The 11,167-nt window shown below is 61.9% G+C and carries 16 protein-coding genes; 3 read left to right on the top strand and 13 right to left on the bottom strand.

Features of this window, described 5'->3' with window-relative positions; translation table 11 throughout:
- Positions 1-1,023 precede the first annotated feature (1,023 nt).
- The 5 genes from L2A60_RS12955 to L2A60_RS12935 all read right to left on the bottom strand — a co-directional run bounded on the left by L2A60_RS12955 (position 1,024) and on the right by L2A60_RS12935 (position 5,752).
- Entirely contained in the window at positions 1,024-1,425 is a 402-nt protein-coding gene (locus L2A60_RS12955; RefSeq protein WP_235704827.1) for a c-type cytochrome, read from the bottom strand.
- A 45-nt stretch (positions 1,426-1,470) separates the two neighbouring features.
- A complete protein-coding gene (locus L2A60_RS12950) occupies positions 1,471-2,838 on the bottom strand; it encodes a hypothetical protein (protein ID WP_235704826.1) in 1,368 nt (455 codons plus the stop codon).
- Between the two features lie 118 nt (positions 2,839-2,956).
- Complete coding sequence (locus L2A60_RS12945) at positions 2,957-4,621, bottom strand: cbb3-type cytochrome c oxidase subunit I (RefSeq protein WP_235704825.1); 1,665 nt, start codon at positions 4,619-4,621, stop codon at positions 2,957-2,959.
- 13 nt (positions 4,622-4,634) lie between these two features.
- Positions 4,635-5,540 (bottom strand): c-type cytochrome, encoded by a 906-nt coding sequence (locus tag L2A60_RS12940; RefSeq protein WP_235704824.1) that lies wholly within the window; start codon positions 5,538-5,540, stop codon positions 4,635-4,637.
- 53 nt (positions 5,541-5,593) lie between these two features.
- Entirely contained in the window at positions 5,594-5,752 is a 159-nt protein-coding gene (locus L2A60_RS12935) for a hypothetical protein (RefSeq protein WP_235704823.1), read from the bottom strand.
- Between the two features lie 143 nt (positions 5,753-5,895).
- Here L2A60_RS12935 and L2A60_RS12930 point away from each other — a divergent pair, with 143 nt between their 5' ends.
- Complete coding sequence (locus L2A60_RS12930; RefSeq protein ID WP_235704822.1) at positions 5,896-6,237, top strand: carboxymuconolactone decarboxylase family protein; 342 nt, start codon at positions 5,896-5,898, stop codon at positions 6,235-6,237.
- A complete protein-coding gene (locus L2A60_RS12925) occupies positions 6,234-6,602 on the top strand; it encodes a DUF488 domain-containing protein (RefSeq protein ID WP_235704821.1) in 369 nt (122 codons plus the stop codon). Before L2A60_RS12930 ends, L2A60_RS12925 begins: the two co-directional genes overlap by 4 nt.
- A 14-nt stretch (positions 6,603-6,616) precedes the next feature.
- On the opposite strand, the gene L2A60_RS12920 is transcribed toward L2A60_RS12925, so the two are convergent.
- The 5 genes from L2A60_RS12920 to L2A60_RS12900 all read right to left on the bottom strand — a co-directional run bounded on the left by L2A60_RS12920 (position 6,617) and on the right by L2A60_RS12900 (position 9,032).
- Positions 6,617-7,066: a CopD family protein gene (locus tag L2A60_RS12920; RefSeq protein ID WP_235704820.1), complete on the bottom strand. Its 450-nt coding sequence runs from the start codon at positions 7,064-7,066 to the stop codon at positions 6,617-6,619.
- A complete protein-coding gene (fdxA, locus tag L2A60_RS12915; RefSeq protein ID WP_235704819.1) occupies positions 7,063-7,395 on the bottom strand; it encodes a ferredoxin FdxA in 333 nt (110 codons plus the stop codon). The genes L2A60_RS12920 and fdxA overlap by 4 nt, the downstream gene beginning before the upstream one ends.
- 33 nt (positions 7,396-7,428) lie before the next feature.
- Positions 7,429-7,752: a hypothetical protein gene (locus tag L2A60_RS12910; protein ID WP_235704818.1), complete on the bottom strand. Its 324-nt coding sequence runs from the start codon at positions 7,750-7,752 to the stop codon at positions 7,429-7,431.
- Between the two features lie 35 nt (positions 7,753-7,787).
- A complete protein-coding gene (gene ric / locus L2A60_RS12905; protein WP_235704817.1) occupies positions 7,788-8,483 on the bottom strand; it encodes an iron-sulfur cluster repair di-iron protein in 696 nt (231 codons plus the stop codon).
- Between the two features lie 111 nt (positions 8,484-8,594).
- Positions 8,595-9,032, bottom strand: a complete 438-nt coding sequence (locus tag L2A60_RS12900) for an Rrf2 family transcriptional regulator (RefSeq protein ID WP_235704816.1) — start codon at positions 9,030-9,032, stop codon at positions 8,595-8,597.
- 83 nt (positions 9,033-9,115) lie between these two features.
- Between L2A60_RS12900 and L2A60_RS12895 the strand changes: the two genes are divergently transcribed.
- Entirely contained in the window at positions 9,116-9,535 is a 420-nt protein-coding gene (locus tag L2A60_RS12895) for a group III truncated hemoglobin (RefSeq protein WP_235704815.1), read from the top strand.
- Positions 9,536-9,771: 236 nt separating this feature from the next.
- Here the strand turns inward: L2A60_RS12895 and L2A60_RS12890 are convergent, their stop codons facing one another.
- From L2A60_RS12890 to L2A60_RS12880, 3 genes are all read right to left on the bottom strand, one after another.
- Positions 9,772-10,260 (bottom strand): GNAT family N-acetyltransferase, encoded by a 489-nt coding sequence (locus tag L2A60_RS12890; protein WP_235704814.1) that lies wholly within the window; start codon positions 10,258-10,260, stop codon positions 9,772-9,774.
- Between the two features lie 68 nt (positions 10,261-10,328).
- The gene (locus L2A60_RS12885) at positions 10,329-10,640 is read right to left on the bottom strand and encodes a type II toxin-antitoxin system TacA family antitoxin (RefSeq protein ID WP_235704813.1); all 312 of its coding nucleotides are present in this window, start codon (positions 10,638-10,640) and stop codon (positions 10,329-10,331) included.
- A gap of 210 nt (positions 10,641-10,850) precedes the next feature.
- The gene (locus L2A60_RS12880) at positions 10,851-11,129 is read right to left on the bottom strand and encodes a DUF1127 domain-containing protein (RefSeq protein WP_235704812.1); all 279 of its coding nucleotides are present in this window, start codon (positions 11,127-11,129) and stop codon (positions 10,851-10,853) included.
- Positions 11,130-11,167 lie beyond the last annotated feature (38 nt).

The raw sequence follows: 11,167 nt of genomic DNA, 5'->3' as shown, positions 1-11,167 counted from the left end.
GGCGGCGCGCAACAATCGGAATCGGAACCGGGCCGCCAGGATTCCTTCCGGAATGCCGACAGGCCTCAATCGATTCTTCGGCTAAATGGCGCCTGCGGCCTCAAAATGAGGGGAGACATGAGGGGGATAACCTGATAGAAGGCGCCTGGACCACTCAGGGCATGAGTAAGCGACCCTGGGGTAGCCGGCAATAAGGTGACTAAAAACACCAGCGTGATGCTGATCAAGCAAGTACCAGATACGACCAAGCCGTTACGGCGAAACAAGGATGCAAATAGGGCGGGCCAAACGTAGTGTGCGTGGCTCTCGTCTCTCAACTCCGCGAAACTCCGGGGTAAATTGACGTCGATTGGCTCCGGAGCCGCTTGACAAGCGTAGTAGCAGCCCCGGCAATTATGACAAAGATAAGCAAGGTAACGGAGATCGCCATCAGAAAATGCGCGCTGTAGTTCCATCGCCGGAAATACTGCACAATAGCTATCACAAAACCGGCAGGCGTTGCAGATTTCCGCAGCGCTTCGAACTTCTGCTAACGAGCCGATTTCAGGCATGCCTTCCTGCCCTCCACGTCGGTGGCCCGCCCGAACTCGGTGCCGCTAACCGTGACGAATCTTATGTAAATCGGGTACTTCCGGGTTGATACAAACGCCCCGTTCTCTATCGGTAGTAGCGGCGTTTGTTGCGCTCGGTGGGATTCGGGTAAGTGCCAAGATCTCAAGACACAACGAAAACTGCACGGGTTGTTGCCTAGCGGTGGTTGCGACGGCTCGCTCTGAGCGACGGCCACGTCGGGCAAGGCCGCGCGGAACCAGGGCTGCGGTAGAGAGTCCAATGTCGCGGTTACGCCTCTCTGGTCCGGCTGTTGCGAAGCTGATGGGCTCGCCGCCGAGGTGCCGAGCGGTGCGACACGCCCGCGACCAGCGCCCATGATCGGGCGGCGGCACTCCACGCGCTTGGGACAAACAATCACGCTATTCTCCCTATCGAAATGGTCACGAGTGTCGGCCGCCGCCAGCGCCTCGGTTATTTTTTATCACTCAAGGTCGCCAGATAAGCGATCACGTCCGCGCGGTTCGCGGCGTTCGGCATGCCCATGTAGGGCATCTTGGTGCCGGGGACATCGGCCTGTGGATTGGCGAGGAATTTGTCGAGCGCGGCCGCGGTCCAGACGATATGGGCGGATTTCAGCGCGGGCGAGAACTGGAAACCCTTCACGCTCGCGGCCGGTTTACCATAGACGCCGTAAAGGCTCGGGCCGATGCCGTTCTGGCCGGCGGCGACGCTGTGGCAGGCGGCGCATTGCGCGCTGAAAATTGTCTTGCCCTTGGCGGCATTGCCGGCGGGCATGGCGCCCGCCAGCGCAACCGCAGTGAAACATGCCGTCGCGACGGCGGCCAGGATGGGGATTACGATACGTTTCGACATCGATAGCCTCCTGTTGAATGTGCTGTGACTGTCGCGCAAATCGTTTCAGAACGCCAGCCAGATGCCAGCGAACAGCGTGTCGTTGGCCCCCGCGCTGCGCCCCGCCCCGTCATAGTTGCGTGCGAGTCCATTGAATGTCGGATACATCGTGTTCTCGACGAAGAACTTGGCGTTCAGCCAGGGCAGCCAGGCCGGCCCGCCATTGTTGAACGGGTAGTAGTCGAGTTCGGTGGTCCAGCTATTGGTGTTCGGCTTGCCGTTGGCGCTGCCGCCGATCGGGGATGCGGCGTAGAGCACCGGATCTTCATTGCCGTAGATCGTGTTGAACGACTCGGTGATGCCGTATTTCTGGAACAAAAGCTCGGAGACGGTGAGCGTAATCGTGTTCAGCGTGTCGGACGGATTACCCGCGAGGCCGAGCGGATAACTCGCCCGCCAGTCCTGCGACTCATGGATGACGTTCGCCTGCACCGAGAATGCCTGTTTCGCGGTGATGTACTGAAACTGCGAATCCGCCGCGACATCGAGAATTCGGTCGGTGGGTCCATCGATCATACCCTGCGGGTAGGGCCGATCGAACAGCGCATAGGAGCCGACCTCGAACGAGCTGTTGCCCCAAGTGTGCTGGAAGGCGAACCGGAGATAGGGGATCACCCCCTTGATCTGGGTCGCGGGCCCGACGCCGAGGGCATAGCTCAGCCGGTTCGGCAGCGATTTATACAGATCGGCCTCGGCATAGATCATATCTTCCGGCGTCAGGTTGAGCGCGCTATAGGCGCCGAATCCATACACACCCTGCGCCAGAGCCGGAATCTGCTGCTCCGCTGTCGGGCCGTTGGCAAGTTCCGACGGAATATAGGGATAACCCCAGCTCGGCGGCGTGTTCCACAAATCGGTCACGCCTGGTGCGTTGTTGACCGTGAAGCCGTAGAACAACGGCGTGCCGAACAGCGTGCCGGGTCGTGCGAGGCGGATATCGGTATTGTCCCAGTGCCATTGCCGGGCGACACCGTCATAGGTCACCTGGATGAACGCGCCAAGGCCGAGTTTCGCATCGAGCGCGCCACCATAGAACAGGCTGGTCTGCTGTGCTGCCCAGGCGTCGTTCGACTTGAAGCCGGGAGCCAACCCACCCGGCACCTTGTCGTGCAATTGGGTGAAGCCGATCTGCGACATCAACGCGACATTCTTCCAGGTCGGGAACATGCCGCCCGCGATATAGCCCTCCAGCTTGAAATCGCGGCCATAGGGGGTGAGCTGCGGAAAGCCGATATGGCAGGCCGAACACGGCTCGCCGGTCTGCGCGGCGAACGCCGGAATCGCGTGGGCGGCGTGCGGTAACAGGACGGTGAGACACGCCGCAAAGCCCGCGGCATACCTTAGTTTTCGGCCATTCTGGCGTATCGGTATCATGATGCCCTCTGTGATGTCGTAGGATCACGATGGGACGAAACGAGGGAGCGTTCATTGATCCTGATCAATGACCGTGGCGCCGGTTTCCGCCGGCAGTCAATCCAACGGAGCCTTGACCTCAATAGGCGGTGTTGGCGCCGACCGGGATCTGGTGGGCGATCAGGATGCCGAGCAAGGGGCCATAGACGGCGGCGATCAGAACGAAGGCGACGAGCGTCCAGGGGCCGAGGCGGTCGGTCAGCCGCACCCAGCGGGAGGTCTCGTCGATCGGCGCGTTGGCGAAGGGGATTTCCGGCACTTCCGAGGGTGACGCGGCCGCCGAAAAAAGCGTTCCGAGAGTGACAATGAGAAAACAGATCAGGGCCGCGAGCAGAATAACGCCGGCAATGCCGGTGATTGCCATCGGCACGACATGGACATAGGGATCGTGCGCGATGCCGCTGATCCAGTCGCGGCGCGGCGTGCCGTACAACCCCTGCCACATCAGCCCGACGCCGATCCCCATCATGCCGATCGCCCAGAGCCAGACGCTGACCAGCGCGATCTTCCGGCCATAGAGTCGCTTGCCGGTCAGATGCGGGATCAGCCAATAGCTCATCGCAATGAAGGTCAGTGCGGTCGCGGTGCCGACTGTGACGTGAAAATGCCCCGGAATGAACGCTGTGTTATGCACCAGCGCGTCGTTCGGCATACTGGCGAGCAGAATCCCCGTGGCCCCGCCCAGGATGAAGGTGAGCATCGCGAGCACCTGCCCGGCGACACTCGGATCATCCCAGGGCAGAGCGGTAAGCCAGCCGATCCAGCCGCGTCCGCCGCGCGCGTGGCCCGCAGTCTCCAACGAGGCGGCGACGGTGAAGGCGGTGAGCAGACTTGGTGCCACGATGAAGAATGTGAACACCATCTGCTCCATTTTCCAGCCCATCGCGATTCCCGGCGCCACCGCCTCGTGGTGCAATCCGACCTCGACGGAGAACAACAGGAACAGCAGGAAGCTGATCCGCCCGAGCGTGTCCGAAACCAGCCGCCCGCCCGCCTCGCGCGGCAACAGCGCATACCAGGAAATATAGGCAGGCAGCACCCAGAAATAGACGATCGCGTGACCGGTGAACCAGAACAGGGTCAGGGCCAGCAGCGGGTCCACGCCCTTCAGCATGCCGAGCGACCAGGGGATCAGCCAGAACACCAGTTCCGCGACGATGCCGATGGTGGTCAATCCCCAGAGTATCCAGGTGACGACGCTCATATAGGATACCAGTGGCGTGATCCGGCCGGGATTTGCGCGCTTCCAGGCGAGACGCTGGCGGATCGTCTCGGCGGCGACCATCAGGCTGCCGACCACCACCAGGGCGAGGCCGACATAGAACGACCAGACGGCCTGCAACGGCGGATAGAAGGTGTAGAGAACCGTCGCATGGTTGCTCAGCGTGGCGGTGAGCGACAAAGCGAGGCCGAACAGCATTACCACGATCGCGAGCCAGATCCACCCGGTATTGACTCGCATGTTCAACTCGCGTGCCGGGAAGTAGAAGAGGACGCCGGTATTGAAGAAGGTGGTAAACACCAGACCGTTGAGGACGCCGTGGATGGTCAGCCCCTGATAATAGGAGGCGACCGGGAGATGACCATAGATATTGATGTTGGCGTAATTCAGCGCCTGCGCCGGGCCGAAAATCGAGCCGACCACCATTGCCGCGAAGGCGGTCAGGATCAGGGTGAGCGCGGGCGCCTTCAGGCGGCGCAATCCGGCGCGATCAAGCGGCATGGTCACGATTGTCGCCGACATGCGGGTTCTCCGGTCAATGTTTTTGGGTGTGGCCCGCGAACAACTTTGCGCGAAGCTGCCCGACTGCGGCCGAGGTCATTGTCTGCTTGCGCGCGGACGCGACCGCTGCGGCATCGTAGGGCTTGTAGCCCGCCGGCTCGGCTTCCTTGTTGCCCCAGGCCGTGCCGATATAGTCGAGGATCGCGGCGATCTGCGTATTACTGAGTTGGTCGCCCCAGGCGGGCATCACGCCGTTATAGGATTTGCCCTCAGCCTTGACCTTGCCCTTGAGTCCGTACAGCAGCACATCGGCGAGCAGGGTGCGGTGCCGCGGATCGCTTTCGTATTCGGGGACAGACTTGGCGAGTGGTGGGAACGCGCCAGGAAGTCCCTGGCCATTCGCTTGGTGGCAGGCGGCACAACGGGATGCGTAGAGCGCCTGTCCCGCCTGCGCCAGCATGGCTGGGGTCGCAGGACCGCTCGGCACTACCTGAACGGAGGGTAGCGGCATTTTGGCAACCACGTCGAACGCGCCGATCATGTTCTGGTGGCCGATGCCGCAATACTGGTCGCAGACGACGAGATAGTCGTGCGGTTTGTGGTAAGTGGCGAACACATGGGCGACATAGCCGGGTATCACCTCGATATTGACGTCGGTTCCGGGGATTTCGAAGCCGTGGATCACGTCCGCGCTGGTAACGTAGAAATCGATCCGCGCATTCACCGGAACGACGATCTTCGAGGGCTCGAACTGGAACTGATGCGCGACCACCGCGACGCGGTAGTGGTGCGGCCCCAGCTTCGTCACTCCGGGGTGCCGGAACATCGGACTGCGCAGAATTTTGCGCACCGGATCGGTGAGTGGCGTGGTCGGAAACCGGCCGGGAGCGCTCATCATCCACCAGATCGACAGACCGAGCAGCACTCCGAGCGCGGCCATGGCGATAACGAACCAGCGGCGTTCATACTTTTTCAAATTCGCGTCGCGGCCGTTCATGGCGCATACCGCAGGACCGTGAGCGCAAACAGACTGAACCAGACGATCAGTGTCGTCACGCCAACCAGCGCCACGATCAATATCGCGCCGCGCGGTTTGAAATCATCGCCTGATGGCGCTGGGGGCGCCGGAGCCGGGTTTTGTGTTTCCGTCATGGCAGATATCCATCCGGCGGTTGTGAGCGAGAAAACCCTGCTCGTTGTGTGGTTATGCGGTAGTATCGGCGGCAGCAGCGGGCCTCATTGATCTGGATCAATGCAAGCCGCCGTCTGTCGGTGACCGTGTCGAGGAGATATTCATGACTGAGTCGCTTTATCCACCGTCCACGCCCGCGACTCGCAAGCGGCGGCGGGATCTCGCCCCGGAAGTCCACGCCGCGTTCGATGCGTTCAGCCGGGCTGCTTTTACCGATGGCGCGCTGTCGGCGAAGATGAAACAGATCATCGCGGTTGCCGTCGCTCATGTGACGCAGTGCCCTTACTGCATCGAGGGTCATACCAAGGCGGCGCAGCGCGCGGGGGCGACGCCGGAGGAATTGATGGAGGCGGCATGGGTCGCCGCGGAGATGCGCGCGGGCGGCGCCTTTGCCCATTCGACGATCATGCTGAACGCGCTCGATCACGCGCACCCTGCGCCGTGACCGCGCGGCTGAGGCTCCGCCGCGCCTACGATCCGCCGGCGGAATCGGATGGCACGCGGGTGCTGGTCGATCGGCTTTGGCCGCGCGGCCTCGCCAAAGCGCGGGCAAAAATCGACCTCTGGCTGAGGGAAATCGCGCCGAGCGATGAACTCCGGCGCGCATTCGGCCATGATCCCGCGCACTGGGAGGCGTTTTGCCGCTTCTATCGGCGGGAACTCGCGGAAAATCCGGAACCTGTGGAGCGACTCGCGGAACTGTGCCGCGCCGGCACGGTGACGCTGCTGTTCGCGGCCCACGATACCGAACACAACAATGCTGTCGTGCTGCGCGATATGCTCGAACATCGGTTGCGCGGCAAAAGCTGAGGTTCGATCGGCCTTCACGGCTTGATCACCACCATCGCGACGATCAGGACGACGAAGCCGACCGGAATCGCCGTCGCGATGTCGTAGAAGCGGGGACCGTGCCGGTTGGTCGAGTCGCGCAAGCGGCGACGCCAGGCCGACAGCGTACCATGATAGCCGGACAATGCCAGGACGGCGATGAATTTGATCCACCACCAGCCGGCCGACCAGGAGATCGCGCCGGGCGTGAGGATCAGCAGGATGCCGAACCCCCAGGCGGCATACATCGCCGGATTGACCAGGCGCTTGACCAGTGCGCGTTCGAGTTCGGCAAAGCCGGCCGCGCGCGCGGTCTCCGGTGGTGTCGCCGCATGGCGCGCATAGATCGCCGGCAACACGATCATCCCGGCCATCCAGACGATGACCGAGATCACGTGCAGCGCGAGCAGATAGCGGTAGGCCGGCAGCAGCGCCGCGATGGTCACGGTTCGCCGGGCTCGGGTGAGAACAGATCAGCCTTGCCCGGCTTGTCCTTCCACGCGTCGGCATCGTCGGGCGGCGTGCCCTTGCGGGTGATGTTCGGCCAGAGCGACGCGAAATCGCGGTTCTTTTCCAGCCATGCGGCAGCCTTCGCATCCTGATCCGGCACGATCGCCTCGGCCGGACATTCCGGCTCGCACACGCCGCAATCAATGCACTCGTCGGGGTGGATCACCAGCATATTGTCGCCGACATAGAAGCAGTCCACCGGACAGACTTCCACGCAATCCATGTACTTGCACTTGATACAGTTTTCGGTGACCACATAGGTCATCACATGTCTCCATCGTGCCGCACGGGCCGATGATCAATGGGCATAGATCCAGGCGGGCGGATCGCTCGCGGGAAAGGATTCGTCGCTCGCTTCGTCGAGGCGTTGGTCTTGGTCCGCACGCGTCGCGCGCCGTACTCGCGCCACGACTTCATCGACAAGCGCCGCATGGGTGGTGGTTCGGTGGCCCTCCACAGCATCGGGAACCTCGGTGAGGCACAGACGGAACACCTCATGCACCACCACCTCCGCAAGCTCGGTGAGCGACTCGTCGCGCTGGCGCGCCGCGAGCATTTGCAACCGTTGTGTCGCCTCGCGCAGCAGATCTTCGTTCAGGGCACCATTGGATGAGTTCGCCATGCTCGCTTACCTTCTGGTATGAACCCGGCCCATCATCACGCGGCGTGGGTAGCGGGATTGCCGGCAAAGCGTGGAAACAGGATATTATTTTCGATATGCACATGCATCATGAGATCGTCATGAAACTTGGACAGGCCGACACAGAGTGCCCGCCAGGTCGCGCAAGCATCGTCGGGCGCCGTGTGGTTCTGGGTAAGCCGGTCGATCTCGGCCAGCACCGCGCCATGATCGTCGTGCTCAGCGCGCATGGTGGCGATCGCCGCTTCGATCATCGGTCTGCCTCCGGCCTGCATCATCGGGAACAGCCCGACTTCCTCGCGCCGCTGATGGACGTTGATCCCGGCGAGCAGGCGGGACAGCAGGTCGGCAACGCCCGCAGGCACACGGCCATTCTCCTTGTGGGCTGCCTCGACCTTATGCGCGAGGCGGATCAGCCAGGGCAGTTCGCGCAGATGCACACTGTGGTAGCGCGTTCTGATGTGCTCGATCAGTTCCGCGGTCGGCGCCGCATCCCATGATACGTCTTCCACCGGATTGGCTGCGGCGAGTTCGCCGATCAGCGCATCGAGATCGAGGGCGCGTTTCGCCGCAGCATCCGCCAGGGTCCGATCGCCACCGCAGCAGAAATCGACGCCATGGTCCTGGAAAATGGCGGCAGCACCCGGCAGGGTCGCAGCGATCCGACCGACTGTCTGGTTGGCGATCGCGTTGGTATCGGCGAATTGGCTCATGATCTCCTCCATTCGAGGTTAATGAGTATCACGGATACCAATTTATCCAACAAATAAGCATTGTCAATACCGATTTGTCGGCACGGGCTCTTGTTCAGATGCAGCAAACCCCTATGCGGCGTGGGCCGATCCAATCAGCCGGGCGAGATCGGGGATCCGGCAATCCACCAGGGTGAACTTGTCCAGATAGGCGAGAAATGCCTGCTCGGCGGCGACCAGGATGGATCGGAGCCTGCAAGCAGGGGTCAGGACGCAGGCGCCGCCATCGGCGCGGCAGCATTCGACCAAAGGCTGATCCGCCTCCAGCGCGCGCACCACCGCGCCGATTCGAATCGATGCGGCCGGGCGTGCCAGCGCGACCCCACCCTGCTTGCCACGCTGGCTGCGCACGAATCCGGCGGCGCCCATGGCCTGCAGCACCTTCGCCATGTGATGCACCGAAACATCGAGCGCCTCCGCGATCGCCGCGGCGCTCTGCACTTCGCCCTCGTGATCGGCCAGAAGGATGAGGGCGCGCAGCCCGAAATCGGTGAACTGGGTCAATCGCATGGCGACATCATAAACCGGTATTGCATTTACTGGAATAGATGTTTATTCAGGTATTTTTAATGCCGATATTGGAAGGCCCTCGCATGAGCGCCGTTGTCATAACCACGCCTGCTTCAGGCGCCGTCCATGGCCAGACTATCGAGACGATCGACGAAGCGATGATCGAGCGCGTCGTGCATGCGTTTTATGCCAGAATTCGGCAGGATGCGCTGCTCGGGCCGATCTTCGAGGCGCGCATCCATGACTGGGGTACCCATCTCGGCCGGATGTGCGCGTTCTGGTCGGCGGTGATGCTGAAAACCGGCCGCTATCATGGCACCCCGATGCAGAAACACATGACACTGCCGGTCGAGCCGGACCATTTCGCTCTCTGGCTCGACCTGTTCGCCGAGACGACGCACGGCATCTGCCCCGAGGAAGCGCCACGTTTCGTCGCGGCGGCGCGGCGCATCGCCCAGAGCCTGGAACTCGGGATTGGGACCTACCGCAACAGGCATTTCTGATAGCGCGCTACGTTTTCATTGGTGCCGACGATCGAATTCATGATCCGAATGCACTGCAACCGTAATGAACGAGGGACCGGTCCCGTACGCGGCGGCTTCCTGTGGCGAACAAACCCTGCCACGCACTGTCAGGAAGCCCCCCGCACCAAATGTCTCGCACAAGCCGAAGAACAGCCCGCCTTCGCGCCGCGCACAGGAACTGCCATCGCATTTGTCGCGTGAGCGGTGTTCGCGGTTCAGCCCTCCGCGAGCAGCACCCGCGCGGTTTCGATCGGCATCAGCATAACCCTGTCGCCAAGCGGCGAGAGCAGGAAGCCATGGCGCCGATAGAACCCCACTACGTCATCATCGATGGCGTGGGCCACGATGGCCCGGACTCCGGCGATTTCCGAAGCAGCGAGACAGCGCCTGAGAGCGTCGGATAGCAAATCGGTTCCCAATCCGATCCCGCGATAGGCCTGATCGAGCGCCAGACGGCCAATGAGCAGCAAGGGAATCTGCTCGGGCATGCCGCGTCGCAGCTTTGCATTCGGGAGCGCCAGCCGCTGCTCCATCGCCGTCGTAATCGCATAATACCCCACCACCCGGGTCGGTTCGCTCGCGGTGCAGACGACATAAGTTCGTGCCGACAACCCTTCGCTGGCCAGCGCACGATTGCGGAGCCAGTCATCGAGTGAGGGATGCTTGCCATTCCGAAAGGACGAGGTGTCGTGGCTTGTGTCCAAACGCTCAGGGGCAAGAACCTGGGGTCTCTGTCGTAAACCTTTCCCTTCGCCCGCCCCCTTCCCGGCCATCAGCGTTCCCAGGCAGGCTTTCGTTTCAGCAGCGTCTGCAGCGCCTTCGTTGGCTTGGCGGGCGCATCGAGCATGGCCAGGAAAGCTTCATGCGCAGCGGGTGCGAGGAAGAATACACGTTGATCGAGTATTGCATCCTCCGCCTGGCGTCGTGCGCTGTCGAGCATGAATTCCGATAGTTTCTGCCCGCGCAGTGCCGCTGCCCGGTTGAGGATCGCCTTGGTCTCGACCGATGTTCTGATCTGGATCACATCCTCCTTGCGGGCTGGGGGCTTTCCGCTTCGTGCCTCGGTATGTGCTGCCTGAACCATCGCCAGTCTCCTTGTCTAGAATAGAGGAGATAGAGCGATGTATTGATAGCGTCAATACAATCTGTGCCTTTCAAATTACCCTGACCAAGCCGTCGCCGGCCCACCGAAGCCCGGTTTTGTCCGATTGTGGGTAGGGTACGTGCCCCAGCACGCGTCGCGCGGCCGAATTCAGCGGTGATCCAGGCCAGGGCGCAGTCGATCAAGTCGGCGTTAGAACGGGCGCCGACGGTCGCAACGAGTTGTGGCTATGTTACTGATATTTGTGCGCGAGACGCCGAGATCGTCGAACTCGTGATCACTCATCTTGGAGAGCTCAAAATAAGCGTCTCGCTGAGCGCGCCGCGCGACTACCATCCTGCGCCAACGCTTGAACAGCTTAACCATCCGGTTCGAGTTATGGTGCAGGGCCGCGGCGATCGCCGCTTCCAGCTCGGTAACCACGTTCGTGGTCTTCAACTTGAAATCGTTCTGCTTTGTCACCGTAGACATGGGTTTCGCCTCTCTGGATCAAACGCCAGCCCCCTTGG

Origin of the sequence: Acidiphilium iwatense (assembly GCF_021556475.1) — a bacterium.
In the GTDB taxonomy this organism is placed as follows: Bacteria; Pseudomonadota; Alphaproteobacteria; order Acetobacterales; family Acetobacteraceae; genus Acidiphilium; species Acidiphilium iwatense.
This window is presented reverse-complemented; position numbering and strand designations above follow the sequence as displayed.

Bases quoted from the DNA above. Each gene is read 5' to 3' on its own strand.
- L2A60_RS12955 (WP_235704827.1), bottom strand. From the start codon at position 1,425: ATGTCGAAACGTATCGTAATCCCCATCCTGGCCGCCGTCGCGACGGCA.
- L2A60_RS12950 (WP_235704826.1), bottom strand. From the start codon at position 2,838: ATGATACCGATACGCCAGAATGGCCGAAAACTAAGGTATGCCGCGGGC.
- L2A60_RS12945 (WP_235704825.1), bottom strand. From the start codon at position 4,621: ATGTCGGCGACAATCGTGACCATGCCGCTTGATCGCGCCGGATTGCGC.
- L2A60_RS12940 (WP_235704824.1), bottom strand. From the start codon at position 5,540: ATGGCCGCGCTCGGAGTGCTGCTCGGTCTGTCGATCTGGTGGATGATG.
- L2A60_RS12935 (WP_235704823.1), bottom strand. From the start codon at position 5,752: ATGACGGAAACACAAAACCCGGCTCCGGCGCCCCCAGCGCCATCAGGC.
- L2A60_RS12930 (WP_235704822.1), top strand. From the start codon at position 5,896: ATGACTGAGTCGCTTTATCCACCGTCCACGCCCGCGACTCGCAAGCGG.
- fdxA (WP_235704819.1), bottom strand. From the start codon at position 7,395: ATGACCTATGTGGTCACCGAAAACTGTATCAAGTGCAAGTACATGGAT.
- L2A60_RS12910 (WP_235704818.1), bottom strand. From the start codon at position 7,752: ATGGCGAACTCATCCAATGGTGCCCTGAACGAAGATCTGCTGCGCGAG.
- ric (WP_235704817.1), bottom strand. From the start codon at position 8,483: ATGAGCCAATTCGCCGATACCAACGCGATCGCCAACCAGACAGTCGGT.
- L2A60_RS12900 (WP_235704816.1), bottom strand. From the start codon at position 9,032: ATGCGATTGACCCAGTTCACCGATTTCGGGCTGCGCGCCCTCATCCTT.
- L2A60_RS12895 (WP_235704815.1), top strand. From the start codon at position 9,116: ATGAGCGCCGTTGTCATAACCACGCCTGCTTCAGGCGCCGTCCATGGC.
- L2A60_RS12885 (WP_235704813.1), bottom strand. From the start codon at position 10,640: ATGGTTCAGGCAGCACATACCGAGGCACGAAGCGGAAAGCCCCCAGCC.
- L2A60_RS12880 (WP_235704812.1), bottom strand. From the start codon at position 11,129: ATGTCTACGGTGACAAAGCAGAACGATTTCAAGTTGAAGACCACGAAC.